The sequence below is a fragment of the Desulfofundulus luciae genome (genome assembly GCF_030813795.1).
GTDB classification, from domain to species: Bacteria; Bacillota; Desulfotomaculia; order Desulfotomaculales; family Desulfovirgulaceae; genus Desulfofundulus; species Desulfofundulus luciae.
Map to the genome: position 1 here is coordinate 1 of NZ_JAUSUX010000030.1, position 23,669 is coordinate 23,669.

The 23,669-nt window shown below is 57.7% G+C and carries 18 protein-coding genes; 5 read left to right on the plus strand and 13 right to left on the minus strand.

The features are described 5' to 3' along the window. Positions 1 to 103 precede the first annotated feature (103 nt). A complete protein-coding gene (locus tag J2Z49_RS13060) occupies positions 104 to 253 on the plus strand; it encodes a hypothetical protein (protein WP_307403387.1) in 150 nt (49 codons plus the stop codon). On the opposite strand, the gene J2Z49_RS13065 is transcribed toward J2Z49_RS13060, so the two are convergent. From J2Z49_RS13065 to thrC, 8 genes are all read right to left on the minus strand, one after another. Then, positions 254 to 1,135, minus strand: a complete 882-nt coding sequence (locus J2Z49_RS13065) for a Spo0B domain-containing protein (RefSeq protein ID WP_307403388.1) — start codon at positions 1,133 to 1,135, stop codon at positions 254 to 256. It lies immediately after the preceding gene. 266 nt (positions 1,136 to 1,401) lie between these two features. Then, positions 1,402 to 2,265, minus strand: coding sequence for a Spo0B domain-containing protein (locus J2Z49_RS13070; protein WP_307403389.1), 864 nt, complete (start codon positions 2,263 to 2,265; stop codon positions 1,402 to 1,404). A gap of 22 nt (positions 2,266 to 2,287) precedes the next feature. Next, a complete protein-coding gene (locus tag J2Z49_RS13075) occupies positions 2,288 to 3,130 on the minus strand; it encodes a sensor histidine kinase (protein ID WP_307403390.1) in 843 nt (280 codons plus the stop codon). Then, positions 3,127 to 3,906, minus strand: a complete 780-nt coding sequence (locus J2Z49_RS13080; RefSeq protein WP_307403391.1) for a LytR/AlgR family response regulator transcription factor — start codon at positions 3,904 to 3,906, stop codon at positions 3,127 to 3,129. Before J2Z49_RS13080 ends, J2Z49_RS13075 begins: the two co-directional genes overlap by 4 nt. 150 nt (positions 3,907 to 4,056) lie before the next feature. After that, positions 4,057 to 5,238: a M24 family metallopeptidase gene (locus tag J2Z49_RS13085; RefSeq protein ID WP_307403392.1), complete on the minus strand. Its 1,182-nt coding sequence runs from the start codon at positions 5,236 to 5,238 to the stop codon at positions 4,057 to 4,059. A 110-nt stretch (positions 5,239 to 5,348) separates the two neighbouring features. Next, positions 5,349 to 5,921 carry an HD-GYP domain-containing protein gene (locus J2Z49_RS13090; protein ID WP_307403393.1) on the minus strand — a complete coding sequence of 191 codons (573 nt, stop codon included), beginning with the start codon at positions 5,919 to 5,921 and terminating at the stop codon, positions 5,349 to 5,351. Positions 5,922 to 5,924: 3 nt separating this feature from the next. Continuing rightward, positions 5,925 to 6,557, minus strand: coding sequence for an HD-GYP domain-containing protein (locus tag J2Z49_RS13095; protein ID WP_307403394.1), 633 nt, complete (start codon positions 6,555 to 6,557; stop codon positions 5,925 to 5,927). Between the two features lie 193 nt (positions 6,558 to 6,750). Next, complete coding sequence (thrC, locus tag J2Z49_RS13100; protein ID WP_307403395.1) at positions 6,751 to 8,256, minus strand: threonine synthase; 1,506 nt, start codon at positions 8,254 to 8,256, stop codon at positions 6,751 to 6,753. A gap of 226 nt (positions 8,257 to 8,482) precedes the next feature. Between thrC and glgP the strand changes: the two genes are divergently transcribed. Beyond that, positions 8,483 to 11,086: an alpha-glucan family phosphorylase gene (gene glgP, locus J2Z49_RS13105; RefSeq protein WP_307403396.1), complete on the plus strand. Its 2,604-nt coding sequence runs from the start codon at positions 8,483 to 8,485 to the stop codon at positions 11,084 to 11,086. A 76-nt stretch (positions 11,087 to 11,162) separates the two neighbouring features. Beyond that, positions 11,163 to 12,197: an alpha-hydroxy-acid oxidizing protein gene (locus tag J2Z49_RS13110; RefSeq protein WP_307403397.1), complete on the plus strand. Its 1,035-nt coding sequence runs from the start codon at positions 11,163 to 11,165 to the stop codon at positions 12,195 to 12,197. Between the two features lie 94 nt (positions 12,198 to 12,291). Here the strand turns inward: J2Z49_RS13110 and J2Z49_RS13115 are convergent, their stop codons facing one another. Continuing rightward, positions 12,292 to 12,780 (minus strand): HIT family protein, encoded by a 489-nt coding sequence (locus tag J2Z49_RS13115; RefSeq protein WP_307403398.1) that lies wholly within the window; start codon positions 12,778 to 12,780, stop codon positions 12,292 to 12,294. 275 nt (positions 12,781 to 13,055) lie between these two features. Here J2Z49_RS13115 and J2Z49_RS13120 point away from each other — a divergent pair, with 275 nt between their 5' ends. Both J2Z49_RS13120 and J2Z49_RS13125 read left to right on the plus strand, forming a co-directional pair. Beyond that, positions 13,056 to 15,371, plus strand: coding sequence for a CRISPR-associated endonuclease Cas3'' (locus tag J2Z49_RS13120; protein ID WP_307403399.1), 2,316 nt, complete (start codon positions 13,056 to 13,058; stop codon positions 15,369 to 15,371). Further along, on the plus strand, positions 15,368 to 16,273 hold the full coding sequence (locus J2Z49_RS13125) for an SDR family oxidoreductase (protein WP_307403400.1): 906 nt from the start codon (positions 15,368 to 15,370) through the stop codon (positions 16,271 to 16,273). Before J2Z49_RS13120 ends, J2Z49_RS13125 begins: the two co-directional genes overlap by 4 nt. A gap of 21 nt (positions 16,274 to 16,294) precedes the next feature. On the opposite strand, the gene J2Z49_RS13130 is transcribed toward J2Z49_RS13125, so the two are convergent. The 4 genes from J2Z49_RS13130 to J2Z49_RS13145 form a co-directional block, all read right to left on the minus strand. Further along, entirely contained in the window at positions 16,295 to 19,420 is a 3,126-nt protein-coding gene (locus J2Z49_RS13130) for a VWA domain-containing protein (RefSeq protein ID WP_307403401.1), read from the minus strand. Beyond that, on the minus strand, positions 19,410 to 21,332 hold the full coding sequence (locus J2Z49_RS13135; RefSeq protein ID WP_307403402.1) for a vWA domain-containing protein: 1,923 nt from the start codon (positions 21,330 to 21,332) through the stop codon (positions 19,410 to 19,412). The genes J2Z49_RS13130 and J2Z49_RS13135 overlap by 11 nt, the downstream gene beginning before the upstream one ends. Before the next feature lie 143 nt (positions 21,333 to 21,475). Next, the gene (locus J2Z49_RS13140) at positions 21,476 to 22,402 is read right to left on the minus strand and encodes a DUF58 domain-containing protein (RefSeq protein ID WP_307403403.1); all 927 of its coding nucleotides are present in this window, start codon (positions 22,400 to 22,402) and stop codon (positions 21,476 to 21,478) included. Positions 22,403 to 22,423: 21 nt separating this feature from the next. Further along, complete coding sequence (locus tag J2Z49_RS13145) at positions 22,424 to 23,482, minus strand: AAA family ATPase (protein ID WP_307403404.1); 1,059 nt, start codon at positions 23,480 to 23,482, stop codon at positions 22,424 to 22,426. Positions 23,483 to 23,669: the final 187 nt, after the last annotated feature.

Consider the following 23,669-nt stretch of genomic DNA (forward strand, 5'->3'; position numbering starts at 1 on the left):
CTTCCAGTATGGCAGAAAAAGTTGGTAATGGAAAGTCTAGCTGACTCGATTTTCATTCGTGGGTTGTGATAAAAATTATCATGGAAGTTTAGGGGGGATTTAGATGCCGGAACCTGCATTACAAAAGCCGCTTCCTGAAGAAGAACAGTATGTAGAGCTCATGCCGGCGGAGAAAAAGCTTATCGGCTGGAGTCTGGGGCTGGGGATAGTCCTTCTGGTTATATTGATTCTGGCCAGTGGAAGCCTTTCCTAGTTAATTGCCCTGGGGGGTTGAACCCCCGGGGCGATAATCTTCCTTTAATGCCTTCACATACTTTGCCAGTTCTTCCTTCCGTCCCTCACTGAGGAGGGCCGTGATGATCTGAACGTGGTTGATGAAGTCGTGGCGCTGGCCTCTAAGGGCGTCGATTTCCCGGCGCATCTCTTCGGCCAGTTTCTCCTGGGCGGACGTAACAGCCTCCCGCTCGGCAAAGCGGAGGATGCGCCAAATATAAAAAAAGGAGAGCAGCGTTGAAACAAGCAGGGTGAATATGGTAACGGCTTCTTGTACCAGTGTAGAAGGGCGTGGCCGTGCAAATACGATTAACTCAGATAAGGTAAATGAAAGCAAAGTAACCTGGATGAGAAGGGGCAAGACCATTTGAAAGGGCATTTTAACCTGATCACTAATACGAAAAATAGTCCAGCGTCGCCTGTGGCCAAGGTAAGCAAGAATGACAAAAGGGATGTTATAAAGAGGAAATACCAGGCGAATCAGGGGAGAAGCATAGTAAACACTCATCGGAATTCTGAAAACAAAGACAAGAACAATGGAAAAAGTTACCTCACCCATTAAGAATATAAAATATAAAGTAAAACCAACAAAGAAGGTCCTTGCGATACTAAAGCCAAAGTAAAACTTAAAAAAAGCCAAAAATGTAATTACCAGCAAGACAATTCGCAATAATTGAGGGAAATAATAAAAAAGTTCAAATGCAATTCCTAAAATTAAAGTGGCAATAACAAATTTCTGCCAGTTTTCCTTAATATCGTATCCATTAAGGATTAAACCCAAAGCCAGTGCAACTCCAACAACGATCAGCCCGTGATAGAGGTGGAGAATAAGATGGATAAACAGCGGGTTGAGTCCACTCATGGCTGGAAAATCACCGCCCGCCGGCTGAAAAATCCCCGGCTTTCAGCCTGTTCCGGCTTAATAGTGAGCGGCTCGACCCAGCACTCACTGTAATCAGAGATATGATTTGGAGAGTGATAACCACATTCGGCTACAGTCCCATACACAGGTGCCTTATGTCAGTGAGTGCCGGGCAAGTCAAACATAGCGAGGCGAAAAGCTCAGGCAAACCCGAGAGAATGGATACCCGGGACCATGTTTTCCTGAGTTTGTTCGGTCTTTTAAAGTTAAGTAAGGAGGCCCTCCTTTAATGCCTTCACATACCTTGCCAGTTCTTCCTTCCGCCCCTCACTGAGGAGGGCCGTAATGATCTGGACGTGGTTGATAAAGTCGTGGCGCTGGCCTCTAAGGATATCAATTTCCCAGCGCATCTCCTCGGCCAGTTTCTCCTGAGCGGCCACAACGGCTTCCCGCTCGGCAAAGCGCAGGACACGCCAGGTTAAGAAAAGTGATAGGAACAATGATATTGTCAGAAGAGCAAAAATTAGCGCCATTAATTTTTGGGTAGATGCATCAAAACGCGCGGCAGAGAAGAATTCGTTGACCGCAATGTAGATCAGAAACATCTGCATGAGCAGAGGTAAGAAGGTCCCCACGGGAATGTTGAGACGGCCGGTCTCCTTAAAGATGCGCCAACGCCGCCGGTAGCTAACGTAAATAAGTATCGCCAAAGGAATAACATATGCCAGCGGGCAAATCACGCGGATCTTAAACGAAGCAAAGTAACTGGCCGGGGTAACGCCGATAAGGTAGACTAAAATAAAAAATGCTGTACTTTCGGCTAGTAAAGCAACAGTTAAAACGCTGAAGGTAACTAAAACCGACTTTTGAATGGTAAAGCCGAAAAAAAACTTTATTGTCCAAAAGAAGAAGACCCATAGCAGAGTGATTCGGAACGTCTGGGGAAGGTGAAAAAATACTACACCGGCAATTCCAAAAATTGTCCCCACCAACAAAACCCGCCGCCAGTTTTGTTTAATGTCATATCCGTTAAGGGTCAAGGCCAGCGCTAAAAAAACTACATTCTCGATGATAAAATTATAGAGAAACAATCCGTAATGAAGCAGTGTCGCGGCCAAACCGGTGCCCATTCACCACCACCGTCCTTACATGCTACACCCCCGGCCACATCACCACAAACCGCGTTCCGTTCGTTTCGTCCGTAAAAACCCGCACCGTACCCATCAGCTTTTCAGCCAGAGTTTTGACTATATGCAGGCCCAGGCCGCTGTGCCCTTCTCCCTTGGTGGTATAGCCGGGCTCGAAAATTTTCTCCAGCGTCTCCGGAACGATGGCCGGACCCCGGTTGCTTACCTCCAATTCCAAAAGAGGTCCGGAACGGTGGATCTTCACCGAGACAATTCTTTCGGATTCCTCCAGAGGAAGAACCGCGTCAAAGGCATTGTCCACCAGGTTGCCGATGATCCGGGCCAGATCGACCGCCTTTGAGCCCAGGCCGGCCAGGGAGGCGGAAATGTCGATATCCAGCCTGATGCGCTTCACATCCGCCTCGGAAACCTTCGCCTTCAACAGGGCACCGACGATGGCGTTGTCCACCTTGAGGACGTTGTTTAAAAAGGTTATTTTAGCACAAACATTTTCGAGGTAGCTTGAGAGGTCTTCCCACCGTTCCTGTTGGACTAAATTGGTAATTTCCTCGATATAGAGATTAAAATCCTGGTTTTGGACCTTGATGGAGCCGGCGAGGCTGACGAAGCTTTGGGCCATGGCCTCCCGGGCGGAAAGGAGGGCCTCTTTTTCGTAAACCTTGACCATCCTGGCGACGATGAAAAAGTTGAGGGCTATGCTGCCGGCAAAGGAGCCAAGAACGAGCAGGTGTTTCGATGTTTGAGCGGGTTGGACCGGATGCTGGAGGAGGTACAGCACAAAGATGGCGACCAGCAGGACCAATTGGAAAAAAGCCAGCAGAACGACGGAGTATTTGCTTTTCTTCACTTCTGAATCATGAGGCAAAAGGCCTCAAATTTCTCCCGGCGCATGGTTACCCTGGCGGGGTAGTTACGGAAAGTCACTTCGTAGGCGCGGTCCGCATAGGGTAAAACCTTTTCCACGCGGTCGATGTTGATAATGAAACTTTTGTGGCAGCGAAAGAACCGGGCGGGGTCAAGCCTTCCCTCGAGAAGGGAAAGCCCCTCCGATGTTTCGTAGAGTCCGGAGTCCGTATGGATGACGCACTTTTTGCCCACTTTTTCTACGAAAAAAATGCTGTCCGTGTCTATGACGATAATCCCGTGTCCGCTTTTGATGGTAAGTTTTGTACGACAATCAGGCCCGCTTTTTGAGCTGCCGCCCGGCCCGGGGTACGGCCGGTGATCTTTACCCCCGGCGGTTCGCATCTCTTTGAAGCGCTTTAACTTGTCAAGTGTTCGCCCAATTCGTTCCCGGTTAAGGGGCTTGATCAGGTAATCAACGGCGTCCAGGTTGAATGCTTCGGCGGCATACTGGGGGTAGGCGGTGATGAAAACGATAAAGACGCCGGGGTGCTGCCTTTGCAGCTGGTGAACAGCCGAAAGGCCGTCAAGCCCGGGCATCTGGATGTCGAGAAAAACGGCGTCCGGCCCGGTATCCTTTACCAGTTTCAGGAGATTCCTGCCATTGCTGGCCTTGCCGACGACAGCGACACCCTCGAATGTGCCCAGTATATCGCTCAACAGGTTGCAGATGGGCTCGTCATCATCGGCAATTACTATCTTTAATACTGAGCCCGTCATAAGGAACCTCCACTGAACAGTATGATTTTATAATATTAAATTTTTAAAGCGATAAACAAAACTTTTTATAGTATTCTCTTCACAGTTTCAAAATCCTTCTTTGACCCGAACCACTCCTAACCAGATCCGCTCAGGTGCTGCTATTAACATCTAAACAATTACCACTTCATCCGGGAATGTAGTTAACCTCTCCAGCCCCTGCTCCCCGACCACAAAGGTATTTTCAATGCCTACCGCCCCCCGGCCCGGGAAAATAAATTTCGGTTCTATGGCCACCACCATACCCGCCTGCAGCTTTTCCTTCACCCCCCGGGCCAGCACGGGCAGCTCGTTCAATTCCAGGCCGATGCCGTGCCCCACAAAACGCACCTGGTCGCCGCAGCCCATAAAGTGTTCCGCCAGACCGGCCCCGGTAGCCATCTCCAGAGCCAGTTCGTACAGTTCCCCGCCGGTTACTCCCGGCCGGGCCGCCGCCACCAGGGCGTTCTGGATGCCTACCGCCGTCTCATGGGCTTTAAACAGGTCTTCAGGCAGGTACCCGAGGGCAAAAACCCGGGTCATGTCCACCTGGTAGCCGTTGACCACCCCTACATAGTCAACCATCACCGGGTCGCCGGGAACAATGGGGTGTTTGCCTACGCCAAAGGGAAAGGCCGGCGTAAAACCGGGCCCGCCCAGGGGGCTGTCAAAGTAACTGGGCACCCCCCCGCTGGGTCCGGCCAGGAGGCAGCCCCAGAAGAACTCCTGGTTAAACCCCCGCACCCGGATCAGCCCCATATGGCCGGCACAGCGGGCCGCCGCCTCCACCCGGGCGGCCAGCTCAAGCTCGCCCATTCCCTCCCGGAGCATTTCCGGAATCCGGGCGAATACGCCGTCCATCATGGCGGCAGATTCTTTCAAAAGGCCGATCTCGTATGCCGACTTTACAGCCCGCAATTCCCTGATCTGGAGCGAACAGTCCACAATTTGGCCGGGGAAAATTTTTTCGTAGCGGCGAAACAGGTTGACCGGCAGCACGTCCAGTTCCATGCCCAGCACTTCAGGCATCGCCAGGCCACGGGCAGCCAAAAGCTCCGGAATTTCTTCCGGCCTGCGCAGGGGCACCACTTCCGCCGGCACCAGGGCGGGATCAATGCGCTGCTTGCTCCGGCGGATCATGAAAAGGGCACGCCCCCGGGCCGGGACGTACAGGTGGGCACTCTGGGTTGTGCCGCAAAAATAAACCAGATCCGCCCCCTGCAGGAGCAGGGCGCCATCCATGCCCTGGACGCGCAAAACCTCTTGAAAACGTTCCAGCCTGGCCGCCAGTTCCGCTAAGGGAGGATAAGACATTTTTTTGCCACCTTCCTGGCTACAAAAACACTTCGTCATTAGATACCTGATACCTCCAAGTAGGGTGAAAAAAATTTTTTATTTTCGAATACTTTATCTAGTTTTTTGGGTTAACGCTTGTAAGTTATCTCATCCCAAAGTTCTTCCAGCTCCCGCCGGCTGTCAAATAGAGCCCCCGCCACCCGGCCGTCCAGCGCTCCCTCCTGCACCTGGTTGCCGATAATGCGTTCGATATGGTGCCAGGGCAGGCCGGGGCGGTAAGGCCGGTCCTCTTTTAAAGCCGTAAACATATCACTTACTGCCATAATCCGTGATCCCAAACATAGCTGGGAATCTGCCAGCCGGAAAGGATAGCCCTGACCGTTTAGTTTTTCGTGATGGTAGGCCGCCCACCGGGCCAGGGACAGCCGGTCATCGAAGGGCTTGAGCAGCCAGTAAGTATAATAAGTATGCTGCTTGATCCGGTTAAATTCCTTTTCGGTCAAACGCCCGGGTTTTTCTAAAATGTCCTCGGGCACGGTTAACTTGCCCAGGTCATGCAGCAAGCCCGCCATTTCCATCAGCAGGCACTCCCCCTCACCCATCCCCATGTGACGGGCCACCGCGGCCACTCCCCGGGAATGGCGGTGGGTAAAGGGGCTTTTAGCGTCAATTACCCGGGCAAAAAGCCGGGCCACGGGCATCAGTTAGGTCAGATCGACAATAAAAATTTGTCTTCCCACCAGGCCCAGTAAATTTTCGGTCAGACAGGGGGCCGTAATATCCAACCAGAAGCTTTCCGCCCTGGCCAGGCGCATGAAAATCTCCACCAGGTCGGGGTCAAAAAATCTTCCCGATAACAATTGAATCTGCTTGATAATGGGCTCTCTTTGATCCAGGATGTATTCCCGGTCGGTCAACAAAACATCCAGCCGGTCGGCCAGGTGAATAATCCGGGCCGCCAGGGGGATGCTGGCCCCCGCCTTGCCGGAAGGGTTGTCTCCCCGCCAGCGATCGTGGTGGGAGAGAATGATTTCGGCGGCGGGGGCTAAAATGTCCACATCGGAAACAAATTGATAGCCCCGCCAGCAGTGTTCCCAGGGATCCCGGATATCGAAGGCCTCCAGGGCATCCTTTTCGGGCCAGGTAACCGCTCCGGCATCGTGGATAATTGCCGCTTTAAAGAGATCCAAACGCTCCTCAAAAGATATCCCCGCGGCCTCACCAATGCGCAGGGCAACCAGGGCCACCCGCTGGTGATGGCGCATTAAACCCCGGCGGGAGAAATCCAGGGCCAGGGACAGGTTGACGAGCAGCCGGGCCAGGTCTATTACGGGCATGCCAGGTTCCCTCCTGATTCACTGACAACATCAGTGGCCATTCGATGCAACCAAGCTGGGTGAGCGGGGACCCAGCACTCACTGGGATACCAGGTCTTCTTAAAACCAGATGTGTCAATTAAACTTGAAACACCAGGAGCGGAGTCACGTTTTAGTGAGTGCTGGACCGCATCCAGCAGGGTTCACTGAATATTTACTTTCGCCGGGTTAAAAGTTCCTGCACCACCCGTTTCATTTCCTCCGGTGCCACGGTCAGGGTATGGCGCACCGGTTTTTTATCCAGGTCCTTTAACCCTTTGGGTATGGGCAGCCCGGTGGCCCGGGACAGGATCTCGAGCAGCTCGAATTCCCCTTTTCCCCGTACCGCATCTTCCCCCAGGATGGCCGTGGCCACGCTTTGATTGAACTTAAAGGGACTGGCCGTGGAGGCAATCACCGTCTTACCGGTATCCCCGGTAGCCTCGACGTAGCGGTCATAAACATACTTGCCCACGGCGGTATGAGTGTCCATCAGGTAACCATACTGCCGGTAAGTATTGCGGATGGTCTCCATGGTGGCCGGGTCACCGGCAAAATCGGACCAGAAAACGGTCTGGATCTCTTCCAGCGTTTCACCGTCCACCCGGTAGCGCCCTGTAGTTTGCAGCGCCCCCATCCACTCCCGCACCCGCGCGGCATCACCACCGGTAACCTCATAAAGCAGACGCTCCAGGTTGCTGGAAATAAGGATATCCATGGAAGGGGAGATGGTGCGATAAAATTCCCTGGTGCGGTCATAGGTGCCCGTACGGATAAAGTCCGTCAAAACATTGTTGCGGTTGGCCGCACAGATAAGCCGTTTGACCGGCAGCCCCATCCGCCGGGCATAAAAGGCGGCCAGGATATTGCCGAAGTTACCTGTAGGCACAACGAAGTTCACGGTTTCGCCGGAAGCGATCTCCCCTCTGGCCAGCAAATCCGCATAGGCTGAAAAATAATAAACAATTTGGGGCACCAGTCGCCCCCAGTTAATGGAATTGGCTGAAGAAAAGCGGTAGCCCCGGCGGTCAATGGCCGTATTTACCGCGGGGTCGGTGAAAATTGCCTTCACCCCGCTCTGGGTCTGGTCAAAGTTCCCCTCCACCGCCACCACGTGGACATTGCAGCCCTCCTGGGTTATCATCTGCAGGCGCTGTACTTCACTGACCCCCCGGGCCGGGAAAAAGACAATGATACGGGTGCCGGGCACATCCCGGAAACCTTCCAGGGCGGCCTTACCCGTATCGCCGGAGGTGGCCACCAGGATGGCAATTTCCCTATCTTCACCCGTCTTTTTTACCGCCCGGGGCAAAAGCCGGGGCAGTATTTGCAGGGCCATATCCTTGAAGGCGCAGGTGGGACCGTGCCACAGCTCGAGCACGTACAGGTGTTCATCCAGTTTTTGCAGCGGGGCAACTTCCGGCACGTCAAACTTTTCCCGGTCGTAGGCTCCCTGTACGCAATCCTTGATCTCGCCGGAGGTGAAGTCAGTTAGAAACAATTGCAGTATGCTTGCCGCCCGTTCCTGATAACTCATTCCGGCCATCAAGGCCAGCTCGCCGGCAGTCACATAGACCGGGCGGTCGGGCACAAACAGCCCCCCGTCGGGAGCAATGCCCAGCTTGATGGCTCCGGCGGCACTCACCGGCTGGCTATTTCCCCTGGTACTCTGGTATAACATGGCAGCAACTCCTTGGCATGTAATTCCCATCCTTAATATTAGCTATAGCATCGTTAAAATCCTGCCCAAGACACAACAGGCCGTTTAATTAAATTTTACTTAAAGGAAAGGAAATACACCGCTCATGAGGAATATCGTACCTGTACACGAAAATAGAATACCTAATACCTCACCGGGGCCGAAAAACGTAACAGGTTGGTCCCACAAATTAAGGAGGTAACGGAGTATGTACTTCATTCGTACTGTTACTGTAGCACCGAAACTGCCGGAAAAAATCTCCCGCCTGGGTGAGCTGGCCCGGAACCTTTGGTTTAGCTGGAACCCCCAGGCACAGGAACTTTTCCGGCGCATCAACAGTTCCCTTTGGGAGGAAGTAAAACACAACCCCGTCTGTTTCCTGCTCAACGTCAGCCAGGATCAGCTGGAAAGGGTAGCGAAAAGCGAGTCTTTCCTTCTGCTCTACAACCAGGTAATGGAAGACCTGAACCAGTACATGACCGCTCAAACGTGGTTTAACCGTCAATACCCCGAACACAATAACCACGTTATTGCCTACTTCTCCGCCGAGTTTGGCGTCCATGAATCCCACCCCACCTATTCCGGCGGGCTGGGATTGCTGGCCGGGGATCACTGCAAGTCGGCCAGCGACCTGGGCCTGCCCTTTGTAGGTGTAGGCTTGTTATACAAAAATGGTTACTTCACCCAGCGCATTAACCGGGAGGGCTGGCAGGAAGCCCATTATCCCTACTTAAATTTTTACCAGATGCCCATCACCCCAGTAACCCATCCCGACGGCAGCACGCTGTATGTTCCCGTGGAACTCCCCGGCCGGACCGTATACCTGAAAATATGGCAGATGCAGGTGGGCCGGGTACACATTTACCTCCTGGACGCCGATGTGACCCGTAATAACATGGCCGACAGGGCTTTAACCGGCCAGCTCTACGGTGGCGACCGGGAAACACGTATTTGCCAGGAAATCCTGCTGGGTATTGGCGGCGTGCGGGTACTGCGCGCCTTGAACATTCACCCCCTGGCCTGGCATATCAACGAAGGCCACGCCGCCTTCCTGCTTATTGAAAGGATCCGGGAGCTGGTTCAGGCCGGGGTACCGGTAAATGCCGCCGTAGAGGCGGTGCGTGCGGGCACCCTGTTTACCACCCACACCCCCGTTCCTGCCGGACACGATGTTTTCAGCGCCGAAATGATCGATAAATATTTTAATCATTTATACTGTCAATTGAATATGGAGCGGGAAGACTTTCTGGCCCTGGGGTGGGATGATGAGCAAAAGGTATTCAACATGACCCTTCTGGCCCTGCGTCTTTCCAGCTACTGCAACGGGGTAAGCAAGCTGCACGGCCAGGTAACCAGGCAAATGTTCCGCCGCTTCTATCCCGGCATACCCATGGAGGAAATACCTGTTTCCTCCATCACCAACGGGGTGCACATCGGTAGCTGGCTCGCCCCGGAATTGCAGGAACTGTTCGACCGTTACCTGGAAGCCGACTGGCGGCAGAACTGCTGCAACCGGCAAGCCTGGGAACAAGTTTCGGCCATCCCGGCTGAAGAACTGTGGGAGGTACACTGCCGGTTAAAAGAAAAAATGATCCGTATCGCCCGGGACAACCTGCGCGGCCAGCGGCTGCGCAACCAGGAACCGGCGCTGCGTGTCCGGGAAGTGGAGCAATACCTGGACCCCAGAATACTGACCATTGGCTTTGCCCGCCGTTTTGCCACCTATAAAAGGGCCAACCTGCTCCTGCGGGACAAGGAGCGCCTGGCCCGGCTGGTAACCGATCCGGTGCGCCCGATCCAGATCATCTTTGCCGGGAAGGCTCATCCCGCAGATCGCCTGGGGCAGGAGCTGATCAAACAAATTTATGAACTGACCAACCAGGAACCCTTTAAAGGACGGGTGGTCCTTCTGGAAGACTACGACATCGCCCTGGCCCGGTCCCTGCTGCAGGGAGTGGATGTGTGGCTGAACACTCCCCGCCGCCCCCTGGAGGCCAGCGGCACCAGCGGTCAAAAGGCCGCCGTAAACGGGGTAATTCATTGCAGCATCCTTGACGGCTGGTGGCCCGAAGCCTACGACGGGGAAAACGGTTTTGCCGTGGGAGAAACCAGGGAATACCACGATGACGAAACCCAGGACCGGGATGATGCCTACTCCCTTTTTGCCTTGCTGGAGGAAACCATTATTCCCATGTATTACGACCGGGATCAAAAGGGAATACCCCGGGCCTGGATCGAGCTGATGAAACGATCCCTGCAAACCATCCCGCCCTTTTTTAACACAGAACGAATGGTTAAAGAATACTGCCAGCAGTTTTATGTGCCGGCCATCGAACGGAACCTGCACTTCGGCCGTAACAACTACGAACCCGCACGGCATTTAGCCGCCTTTAAAGAAAGGCTCAAGGAAAACTGGCCCCGGGTGGCTATTACATCCGTGAAGGCCGGGGACACCCAGGCCATGGGGGTAGGGGAACCGCTGCCCATCGAAGCCGTGGTGCAACTGGGCTCCCTTTCACCGGAAGACGTTACTGTGGAGATAGTCTACGGCAGGGTGGACGAAAAATGTTTCGACAGCTTTGAGCACATGCCCGGCGCTTTTTGTTTAATAAATTCCAATGGGCAGTTATGTAACATAAATAAAACAGCCATGACCATGACGGGACAAACACCTGAAGGGACATACCTTTACAGGGGCAATCTCATTCTGCCCCAGGGCACCGTGGGCTATACCGTCAGGGTCCGCCCGGCAAACGGCGATTTTGCCCACATCTTTGAGTTGCCCCTGGTCGCCTGGGCCCCGCATTTTTAAAAAAGCAGGAAAACGCAAAAGAAAGGTGAAGTTTATAATATGGTCTGATCACTAGAAGACAGGAGGTATTGCTGTTATGAACTGGAAAGAGTTGCGGGAGGCGGCCCGGGAAAAACTGAAAGGGTATTGCCGGGCGTGCCCGATCTGTGATGGCCGTGCCTGTGCCGGGGAAGTCCCGGGTATGGGCGGAACCGGTACGGGAGCATCCTTTAAGGCGAACATAGAAGCCCTGGCCCGTTACCGCTTAAATCTGCGCACGCTTCACGGGGCCAAAAATCCGGATACCAGCCTGACCCTTTTTGGCAAAGAACTGTCCACCCCCATTCTTGCCGCGCCCATGACCGGAGTTACCTATAACATGGGGGGTGCCCTCACCGAGCGGGAGTTCATCGGCATGATTATGGCCGGGGCCCGCCAGGCCGGCACCCTGGGCATGTCGGGGGACGGCGGCGACCCGGAATATTACAACTCCGGCCTGGAAGCCATTGCTGCAGAAGGGGGGCACGGTATCCCGGTGATTAAGCCCCGGGAGCAACAGGCCGTCATTGAGCGCATACGCCGGGCGGAAGAAGCCGGTGCCCCGGCAGTGGGCGTGGACGTGGACGGCGCGGGCCTGGTGACCATGGCCCTGTTCGGACAACCGGTGGGGCCCAAGACAGTTGATGAACTCAAGGAACTGGTCAAGGCCACCCGCCTGCCCTTTATCGTTAAGGGTATTATGACCGTGGATGAAGCCGTACTGACGGCCGATGCGGGAGCGGCGGCTATTGTGGTCTCCAACCATGGCGGGCGCATCCTGGACCATACTCCCGGGGCGGCCGAGGTATTGCCGGCCATTGCCCGGGCCGTAAAAGGCCGGGTGACCATTCTGGCCGACGGCGGCGTACGCTCGGGAGCTGACGTGTTGAAACTGCTGGCCCTGGGAGCTGACGCGGTGCTGGTGGGCCGGCCCCTGGTGATTGGAGCCTTTGGCGGCGGCGCCGAAGGGGTAAAGTTTGTCCTGGAGAAACTCACCGGTGAGCTGAAACAGGCCATGATTCTCACCGGATGTGCCTCATTAAGCGACATCGAAGAAAGAGTGCTCCGTCCCTATCCGGGAATGGAGTGCTAATCGAAAAAGAGTGTGCGCTGGTTCCCGCTCACTGCAGTGCTGCACCTGAGCCTCCCTGGGACCAGCGCACCGTCGTTTCCGTCCGGTTCACGCGTCAGGCCTTTTTCCCGGCCAGAGCTTCTTTAAGCTTGCAATAGGTCGTGTCCAGGGCTTCGGAAATAACCCGCACATCCCCCAGGACGGGCATGAAGTTGGTGTCTCCGGCCCAGCGGGGCACCACGTGAATATGGAAGTGGCCCGGTACACCGGCGCCGGCAATCTTGCCCAGGTTGACCCCAATGTTGAAGCCGTCGGGGTTAAAGGCCGCCCTCAAAAGGGAAACCACCCCCTGGGTCATTTTGCCCAGCTCCAGCAATTCACCTTCCGTAAGTTCCGTCAATTCCCCCACGTGCCTGTTGGGAGCAATAAGCAGGTGACCGTTGGTATAGGGATAGAGATTGAGCAAAACAAAGGTCTCCTGCCCCCGCAGGAGCACGTAATTGGCTTCGTCTTCCGTGGACCGTAACTTTTCACAAAAAATACATCCTTCTTCTTTATGCTTGCCGATGTATACCGTTCGCCACGGTGCCCAGATCCGCTCCAAGGTCTTGACTCCTCCCCTTCTGTAGTGGAAATTTGAGCTTATCCCCACTTTTCTACTTAGCCTGCTTTGACTCTCGCTCGATCCGGTGAGCCTCGCAAGCCAGAACAGGTGAAAAATGGGGATACTTCAGTAGTAGAAATTCTCCCCTTTTGATTATGTAGTTTTTCGGTTTTTCGTTCCTCAATTCCTTCCTGGATTGCACATTACCCTTGTTTTCATTTACCCTCTAGAGTAATATTGTAGTAAAAATTTTTTCATTAAGAAGGAGTTCGACCATGCCTGTATCCCTCCTGGCCAAAAAGCGCGCGGGCGTGGATGTATATCAAACCCTCGCAGGCCACACGGAAGATGCCCTGATTGTCTTGTCCCGTTACCTGCGGGAACACCGCCCGGCAGTGCAGAGGTTGGTTGATGAGCAGAATCTGCCCTTTACAGATTTTTGCCAGATCCTTTTTTTCGCCCTGTTTTTACACGATATCGGCAAGGCCACCCGGGAATTTCAAGAACGGCTGGTCAAAGAAGAACTGAGCCGGGAGCTTTCCCATACCTTTTTCAGCCTGCCCCTGGTGGAAACGGATCTGCCGCCGGAGTACAATCTTCTGGTAAGGATACTGGTGCTTACCCACCACACCCAGCCTTTCGACCACCTTTACTACAGCTTTGAACTGCTCCCCCGGGTAAACTACTTGATTGAGCAGGTAAAAGATTACCTGGAAAGCTACCAGGACCTGTATGCTCGTCACTTTAAGGATATCTTTCCCCTTTCCGCCCGGCCGGTTTTCCGCCCTCCTGCTTACATCGTCGAAACCGGCTTGAGAGAAAGGCTGCAGGGGGAAGTAGCCCGGCTCCAGCAAGGGGTAAGCCGGTGGGGCAAAGCCACCCGAACCAAGGCCCTGTACTGTTTTGCCATTACCCTTTTAAAGTATTGTGACAGCCAGGCCAGCCGGGCTTTTCACCAGGCCGCCCTGACCGGCGGGACGGTTTGCGGGGCACTATTAAGGCACAGGGTTGGTCCACCAGACGGGGGTGCAGAAAATTATGGCCCCAAATCAGCCTTTGACCGCCTGGCCATTGACCGGCCGCCTTTTACCGCGGCGGCGGTTAACGCAACCGGTGCGGCAGCCGGTGGTAATGGGTTTGTGCTGCTCCTGGCACCCCCGGGCACCGGAAGAATAACGCTGGCCCTGGCCCGGGCCACGACCCTGGGCCGGGAAAGATCCAGGGAAAAGCTGGTATGGATCCGCCCGGGACAAATTGCCTCCGGCTTTACCGGTCAGCGGCTGGCCCGTTTCTGGGGTGCCGAACGGGTGGCCCTGGTGCATGCTACGAGCTACTACGGAAATGACCCTTACCTCTGGGGGGCGCCGCCGGAAACTAACAACAGCCGGTTCAACGGTACGGCAACCAATTCCCGGGAAAGTATTTTTGCCTGCCCGGTAACGGTAGCTACCCTGGACCACCTGGTCTTCTCCCTGGTCCACGGCTTGCGCCAGGCCGATTACATCCTGGGCAACCTGATGCAAGCGGTAGTGGTTATAGACGGGCTGCCGGAACCGCCGAGCCCGGCCTTTCATTATACCCTGGACGCCCTGGCGCTGCTGCGGGAAATGAAGATTCCCCATATAATCCTGGACACGCTGATGGCTCCGGCATTTAAAAAACACCTGGCCGGTGCGGGTTATATGGTGGAAGATCACTTTACCGGGCGCAACAAGCCTCTCTTCGGGTTAATCTGCTGCCAGGGCAAACAGCCGGATCTGATCCGGGAATACTACCGCCTGGGTCTCAGGCAGTTGGTCTATACCCCTTCCACCCGGGAGGCAAGGCAAATCACCCGCGAACTCAAACCGGCTCTGCCCGGATGCCCGGTTGTGGTTTATCACTCCCTGTTCACCCACGGGGACCGGGACCGGCTAGAAAGAGAAATACTGTCACTGGGGAAAAAACCCGGCCCCTGGTTGTTAATAATTGGTGGGGACATCGATCCAGCGGGACCTCCCGCATGCGATGTCGTGCATACGGGGAGTGCTGGACCCACCAGTTTGTTACGGCACAGTTATCCCCTCTGGCGCACGGATACTGGCCCGCAATGTCTTGAGGGTAAGAACAACGGTGGCCACGGAACGGGGGTACTGGTGCTTCACTCTTCCTCCAGCAGAAATGCACCAGAAGGCTATAGCTTTAATCCGGCTTTCACTCAACCTCTTCCCGTCACTCCGGGCTACCTGGAAACCATCCTGGAAGAGGAATATACGCGGAATAAATACATTCCTACCAACCTGGAGGAAATATTCCGCACCTGTACGCTGTTCGGCTACTCACCCCGGGATGTGCGCTACGCCGCATCCCCCCTGGTGAACCTGTGGCAGCCCCGGGAGCGGTTGATAGACGTAATCCCGGCTGAATTGTGGCAGGAGGAACTTCTTGCCATGCCCGCCGCCATACGGCAGCGAACATTGAAGGTACCCGCAGAATGGTACTCCCGCCATCCCCGATTATTCTCTATACTGGACGGACTCCGGGAAAAAATTATTCTTTGCCACCTTCCATATCACCGGGAACGCGGGCTGGAATTGCCGGAAAACGGATGATCACGGAGGTGCAGCATATGATTCTGGTTACCGGAGCTACCGGGCTGGTGGGCCGGCACATAGTCCCGGCACTGTTGCAGGCAGGTCACCGGGTGCGTTGCCTGGTGAGAAACAGGGGAAAAGCCCGCTCCCTGCTGGGTAACGAGCCCGAGTTCTACACCGGGGATGTTACCGGCCCGGCTTCCCTGGATGAAGCCTGCCGCGGCGCTGAGGCAGTGATCCATCTGGTGGCGGTAATCCGGGAAAAGGGACCGGTTACCTTTGAAAGCATCAACGTCCAGGGCACGCGCAACATGGTTGCCGCCGCCGAAAAGGCCGGCTGCCGGCGGTTCGTTCACATGAGCGCCCTGGGTGTGCGCCCGGACCCGGCCTACCGCTACGCCTATTCCAAGTGGCTGGGTGAAGAAGCCGTGCGCCAGAGCAGCCTGGCCTGGACCATCTTCCGTCCTTCAGTGCTCTACGGCCGGGGTTTCGGCTTTTTTGACCGCATGGACCAGTCCTTAAGGATGAGCCCCCCGCCCTTTGCCCCGGTTCCGGCGGCATCTTCCCGTTTTCAACCCCTCGCCGCCAAAGACCTGGCCCGCTGCGTCGTCCTCGCCTTAAACAACCCGGGATCTGTTGGACAAACCTACGAAATCGGGGGGCCGGAGCACCTGACCTACGGACAGATGCTGGAGATCTGGCTGGCCAGCCGGGGCCGGCGGCGGGTCAAGCTGCCCGTCCCCCTGGCCCTGATGCGCTTTGTGGTCCCGGTGATGGAGCGCCTGCTGCCCGACCCGCCGGTAACTTCCGTGGAGTTAAAGCAAATGGAGCTGGACAATGTGACGGACCTGGATGCAGTAGAAAAATACTTCGGGTTTAAACCCAGGACCCTGGCGCAGGGGCTGGCGGAGCTGAAATAGCCAATTTATTTCTCACCCAACCTACTTTTTTCTCCGGCGTTTGGCGGCCAGGAGCCTGGCGGCGGTGTCCTGTGGAGAACCGGGTTGGCCGGGAGAGATCACTCCCTCGTCTTGAACCGGCAGGTCGTCCAACTCCGGTCGCCGGCCGGAATCAGCCCGCATTCGACCACCCGGTGGGACAGGTCCGGCAACCCGGGTTGCCCCGGCCAGAGCTTCATCTCCCCGTTCTTGAAGCGAACCGGTTTGCTTCCCACCGCCTGCATCGTATGCAACCTGCTGCCAACCTGGCGCTTTACTTCCTGCCTCTTCCCCACCGTCTGTTTGGCCACCGGTAGCCGTCCTATCCCTCCTGCCGGCCCGGAAACCCAGCTTTTCTATAGTGGCCAGGGTGCGGCCGGTCCAGGCGGGAGCAGGTTCCGCGGCGTACCCGCCACGCCGGGCCATCCGCCGCCATGCCGTTGCCCAGGCCCGGCGCAAGGCCGCCCGTTCTTCGGGGCCGATGACCAGACGGCGGCCGGCCACGTCCAGCAGCCAGAGCACGGCGGCCAGGGCCAGCAGTGGGGAGGAGAGATCCCGGCCGGCCCAAACCGGAGGTAAATTGGGGGCAAAGGCCTCCGCCGGGGAGGCCAGCACCGTTCCGCCGCCGGCCCGGGCAATCTCCTCCAGCCGGTCCAGATCCACCCCCGTCTCCCGGTATTCGGCAGGGTAGGATACCACCAGGCCGGTTTGAGCCACCAGCGCACGGCTGCCGCCATTTGTTGCCGTAATACTCACCAGGTACGCGCCGGAACCGGCAACCGCTGTTTGCCCCGTATATCTCCCGGGACCGGCGGGATGTAAATCGAAGGTTCTGGTCTCCCCATCAGGCCCGGTCAATATGTCCGTAAACCGGCGCACCATTTGCCAGTGCCCGGGATCATCCACGGTAACGCGGACAACAGAATCACCCGGGGCACCGGCCTGCGGGGTACCCCCGGCAGTTGCCGCAGGCTCCTCGCCCTGTACAGCCGCCGCTGCTTCCGCTCCGCTGATCACTTCCGCCTGCACCTGCACCGGACTGGTATCCACCGCGGGCAGGATCCACGACAGGACATTCCCCCAGAGCCTGGGGAAAACCTGACTTTGAACCCAGGCGGCGCTCCAGCGGCCGGCTGCGTCGGGAGTCCAGGCCACAGCACGCCCCAACCCGTACTGCCAGGCCGCCAGTACCGGATCTCCCCGGTGGGAGACGAGTACCGTTTCCGCCCGGTCTCTGGCTGTGGTGGTAATGTAACCTTCCAGGAAGGGAACTTTTTCCAAACCCTGGAGCAGGGGGCTGGCTGCGGCGGCCCGGGGAAAGAAACGTTCGTTTACAGCAAAACTGCGGGTGGCCATAACCGTTTCCCTGGTAAATATGGCCGGAATGGTTCCGGCATCGGCAGTGGCGTAAAAACGCCCCCGGCCCAGTTCGGCCAGAGCCTTTAACATCCCGGCGTCTGCCCCGGGACCCACGGCCACACAGGTAAGGGTTATGCCCTTTTCCTGCATCGCCCTTGCCAGTTCCTGATAAGACCCTCCGCTGGCCGAAATGCCATCTGTCAACAGGATGATGTGCTTGACCCGGGTCGGGGCATCCTTTAAAGCCTCGTAAGCGCTGGCCAGAGCCGGAAAGATTTCCGTGCCTCCACCGGCATAAATGCGCCCTATTTCCTGGCGCAGCCGCTCCCTGTCATCCGCCGGCGTCAGGGGCACCACCAGCCAGGGCTGGCTGTCAAAGGCAATTACCCCCACCCGGTCCTTTTTAGTCAGGATGGAAATGCTGCGCGCAGCCGCCTCCCTGGCCAGGCTCATTTTATCCGCCCCGCCGGCTTCCCCGCTCATACTGCCCGATTTATCAATGACCAGCATCAGGCCCAGGGAAGGCATTTCTCCCCGGCCGGAAATGCGCATTTCCACGGGCAGCGCCCGTTCCACCGGGGTACCGGCGTAACCGCCGGGACCATAGGAGTCGGGCCCGCCCACCATAACCAGGCCGCCACCCCCGTCCCGCACATAAGTTTCAATCTCCTGCATGGTTTTTTCTCCCAGGCTGAAAGCAGGCACGTTAACCAGAAACACCGCCTGGTAACGGGCCCAGGCGGCCAGTCCCCCGGGCACGCTTTCCGGGGTTACCACCGTGACCTCTACTTTTCCGGCGCTGCGCAGCGAGCGGACCAGGGGAACAGTCTCTTTTATATCAGGACTCACCACCAGGACGTGGGGCGGCCCACTTACCTGTTGCACCGCACCGGCCCGGTTATTGGCCGTAAAAACATCCAGGGCGGGATCGGCGGCCACCACGCGGGCCTGGTAGCTGTGCAGGCCGGCACTACCCGCATCAACGGAGAGGCTGATGCGGTTTTCCCCCACCCGCAGTTGCACCTCCCGGGAGGCCACCATCATCCCGTCCCGGTCTATATAAAGGGTGGCCCGGGTGTCCCTGGTGGCAGTAACCACTACTTCCAGGGTAGCCTTTTCGCCCACCCGGGCCCGGGGAGGGACTTTTAAAGCTTCCACTCGCACGTCCGGACCGGCGGGGCCTCCCAGGGGCACCACATCCACCCGCACCCCTTCTTCCCGTAGTTGTCGGGCCGCCGCCACGGCGTCACCCCCGGTATCCCGCCCGTCGGACAACAACACCACCCGCCGCCGGGCATCCTCGGGGAAAAGGGCCCCGGCCAGGCGCAGGGCTTCCCCCACCCGGCTGCCTGCCATGCCGGGGTCTGTTCCCAGTTGGTGAAACACCGGGCGGAGCCCCGGGGGTTCTTCCACCAGTGCCTGCTGGCCAAAGGCAACCACGCCGGCCAGGGCGGAAGCCGGCCTGGCTGCCAGGGCCTCCCGGATCCACTGTTCTCCGTGACTTCTGGCCGGCCCCACGCTGGCCGAAGCGTCCAGGGCCAGAATTACGGCCTGCCGCTGCACCGGCTTAACCAGGTGCGGCCCCGCCAGCACGGCCACAAGGAGGATCAGGATGGCAAAACGAAAAGCGACCCGGAAAATTTCCCGCCGCCAGGGCCCCCGTCCGGCCAGCCGGGCCATCTGCAGCCAGGGCAGGCGCAGGTACCAGGCGGCGGCCAGAATTACCGGCAGGGGCAGCCACCATAAAGGTTCGGTAAAACTAACGCCCACGGCTGGCCACCCCCCATTCCACCAGCACCGCAGCCAGGGCCAGGGCACTCAAAAGGCCAGCCAGGGATTGGGGGCGGGGCCCCGGGGCGGTGGAGGTTACCTCCTCCCCCTGCCGGGAACGGGGGTCCCGCACGCGCAGATCGGATTCCCGGGGATGGTAGCCGTTTACAGCCACCAGACGGCTGATCCGGCCGCCGGAGTAATCCCCGTCCCCGCAGATCTCTACAATGCGGTACAGCCCCGGGGCAGAAGGAACCCAGGGTACAGGTGGAAAGGGCGGGGCAAGCACCACCGAAACACCACGCTTGCCATCATCTAAATTGTTCTCATTGGGAACACTGGAAAAGGAAACTCCCCGGAAAAAAACGGCTTCCGGCGAAACCGGCTCCACCTCTATACTCCGGGCCAGGGGCAAAGCGGCCACCTCAACTTCCCGGCCCGGGTAAACCTGCGCCGGCAGTTCCAGGTCAGGGGGCGCCAGCCAGGAGATGGCGTTGTGCAGGAGTAGGGGAAAGGCCGGGCGCAGGGGCAGATCGGAATCGTGCAAATCAAATCCCCAGGCCGCCAGGCGTTTTCCCTGCCGCTGGCCGTGGGCCAGCACTGTTTTTCCGGCAGTATTTACGTCGGCAGTCCAACCGCTGCCGGTTTCCAGGGCGCGGGCAGAAGCAATATGTACCTGGGACAAATCTACATAGCGGAGCATGACATTTCCTTCCGTCCCGGCCAGGGCCGGAGGATGAAACCTGCCCCCTATTTTTAATCCGGCAACCTCCCCTGCCGGGGGGTTTACGAAAAGCGCCGCCCCCGGCGGCAGGGGAGAAATAAGGCCGTCCAGCACGGTGATCTCGTAGTTATAAGCTCCGCCCAAAAGGGATGGGTATTCTTGAGGTGTGCATTTATATACCTCAACGCCCGGCAATACACCCAGCGCCCGTTCCAGGAAGATATTTCCCCGGCTGACCAGCAGAACCCGCACGCGGTGGTTGCTTTCGGGCACCGCCCAGGCCCGGTTGTCCAGGGCCAGGTGATCCATCCCGACATCATCTACGGCCAGGCGCGCCGCCACCGGCACCCCGGCAGGTAAACCGGGCCATAGCAGGTGGGTGCTTTCCCCCGCCCCCAGGTGCCATTTTTGGGCCTTCATTTCCCGGTGACCGGCACTCAGGTAAACCTGGCCGGAAGCCGCCCGCCCGCCATGGTTAACAACCGTTACCTGGGCCGCCTGGCCCTCTCCGGCCGGGCGCAACTGCAAACCGGCCAGGGCCACATTGGCCGCCCCATCCCTGCCCACGGCGACCAGTTCCAGATCCCCGGCATTGTTCACCGGAGCCAGGCCACCGTCACTCACCAGAACTATCCGGGGCCGGTCCTGCTGGCGGCCCAGTGCCCGGGCCAGGGAAAGGGCCGGCCCCAGCTCCCCCGGATAATAGGACGGCTTGAGCCCCTGCAGCGCCCGGTGCACCTGCCGGTAATCGGCAGACTCGCGCACCACCACCCGGGGCTGGCGGTCAAAAACAATGACCGTCATGGTAGCCCCCTTCTCCAGGCTATCGGCCAGGGCCTCCACTTCCCGCAATGCCCGGGAAAAGCGGGTCTGCCCTAAATCAGTAGCGTTCATACTGGCCGAAGCATCCAGGAGTACAATGACGCTTTTGGAAGGGGAACCCCGGTACCACACCGGCGCTGCAGCCCCCAGGGTCAGGGATGCGGCCACCAGCAACTGCAGCCACAATAACAACCGGGGTTTCAGCCGCTCCCAGGGGCGGCTGGCCTCCAAAATGGATGGCGCGGCCCGCCAGAAAAGGGTGCTCGGAACAATCATTTCCCGGCGCCGGGGCCGCAATATGTACAGGGCCACTATGGCCGGTAAAGTCAGGCCGAGCCACAGAAAGAGGGGGTGAAAAAAGCTCAAACAAATCGCCTCCGGTTTCAACCGTCTGCAGAAAATATCCCGGGTAACCCAAAAGCTCCGGCAGGGGGTAGAAAAACATGTCCGATCCGACAACCGAAGTTAGTACCTTGCTTGCTACGGCAGGCATTCCCTACTGTTTGATTTTATCGCGGGTGCAATACCCCTGCCCGGGTCAAGGTAATGAAGAAGGTGCTGGCCGGCCTCTCACCGCTATCCACCATCACCCGCCGGGCTCCCCAGCGCCGGCACAGGTCGTCCAGCTGCCCCATAAAGTTTTCCAGGCGCCGCCGGTAAGCCTGGAGCACCGCGGGCGTTACGGAAACCTCCACCCGGGCCCCGCTCTCGGCATCTACCAGCGCCCATTCCCCTTCCAAACATGGCCGCAATTCCTGGGGAGACATGACGTGCAGGAGGGTCGCTTCCAAACCGTAGCCCGCCGCCAGGCGCAGGGTTTTTTCCACCTTCTCCAGATCCAGCAGGTCGGAAAAGACGTACAGGCTGCCCGTACGGGGTGCCCTGGCTAAAGCGGTACGCAGGTCCCCGGCCAGGTCGGAAGCGCCTCCAAAAGTCAATCCCTCCAGAAACTGCAGCAGGCGAAAAATGCTCCCCCGCCCTCCCAGAGGGGGCAAGAGGGCCGTTTGGCTCCCGCTGGCTGCGGCAGCCAAACGGTCATTGCCCGCCAGGGCACATACACCCAGGCCGGCGGCCACCTGCAGGGCGCAGCGCCCTTTGTGGGCCTCCCCGCCATAATCCATGGAAGCGCTGGTATCCACCAGCAGCAGGACGCAGTCCTGCCGTTCATCTAGAAACTCCTTGACGTATAACCGCCCAAACCGGGCATAAGCCTTCCAGTCCACCCGGCGGGGTTCGTCGCCGGGCGTATACTGGCGGTAGTCGGCAAATTCCACCGTACCCCCCTTATGGCGGGAACGCCGGCCCCCGCCGGGTTCACCGCCGGCGGAGCGGTAACGCACCAGGCGGTAGCCTTCCAGGCGGGCCACCAGGCCGGGCTCAAGCAAGGCCCTGCCGGGAGCCGGGTCAGGGTTCTGAGAAGGATTTTGGAATTTCATAAATCCTCCGCCATTATAACGTCATGATATCGCCGGCACCGTAGCCAGTATCTCGGCAACCAGGTCATCGGCCGTAACTCCTTCTGCGGCCGCTTCGAAGCCCAGGATCAAACGGTGGCGCAGGGCGGCCGGTGTCACCCGCTGTACATCCCGGTAAACCACCTGGGGCCGGCCTTCTCGCAGGGCCTCGGCCCGGGCTCCCAGGATCAAGGCCTGCAACCCCCGGGGACTGGAACCGTACCGGACAAAACGGCGCACCCGCTCGGGGGCGTGGGGGTTTTCGGGCTGGGTGGCCAGCACCAGTCGCACTGCGTAGTTCATTATGTCTTCAACCACCACCACCTGCCGTACCAGCCCCAGCCACTCCAGGAGCTCGTGGGGCTCAAGCAGCGCCGGTACCGGGGGCTCCACGGCACCGGTGGTCCGGGCCGCAATGACCGCCAGCTCTTCAGCCGTGGGGTAGGGCACGTTCACTTTAAATAAAAACCGGTCCAGTTGGGCTTCAGGGAGGGGATAAGTTCCCTCCATCTCCAGGGGGTTCTGGGTGGCCAGTACAAAGAACGGGTTGGGTAAAGGGTAGCTGGTACCCCCCACGGTTACTGTGCGTTCCTGCATGGCTTCCAGTAACGCGCTCTGGGTTTTGGGGGTGGCCCGGTTTATTTCATCGGCCAGCACAATGTTGGCGAAGATTGGTCCGGGCACAAAACGAAAAGGCCCGCCGCTACCCCGTTCCTCAAAGACCATGGTGCCGGTGACGTCCGCCGGCATCAGATCGGGAGTGAACTGGATGCGCCGGAAGGTAAGGCCCGTTACCTGGCCGATGGTGCGCACCAGCACCGTTTTGCCCAGGCCCGGTATGCCTTCCAGGAGCACGTGCCCCCCGGCCAGAAGGGCAATCAATACCTGGTGGACCACCTCCTGCTGCCCCACAATCACCCGCCCGATGGCTTCCTGCATTTCACCCAGCCGGCGGGTAACCTCATGTAAACGGCGGGTAATCTCCGCGCCTTCCGGTGCCGGAAGGCCGGCGCCCCCTGTACCTGCCGGTCCATAGTCGCTGTCTTTACCGGTTACTGTCATAAAATCATCCTTTGCTTTTGAGTAGATGCTTCCTTAAACTTATATGACGACGGGCAGGCCCATTTGGTTCCCACGAGGGGTTATTTTTTTGTTTTTAGCATGAAAATCGCGTAGAAAAAATAAATAACCATCTGCCCCATTATATGGTAATTAATGGGTACAACAGAAATATGGGGCACAAAAAGGT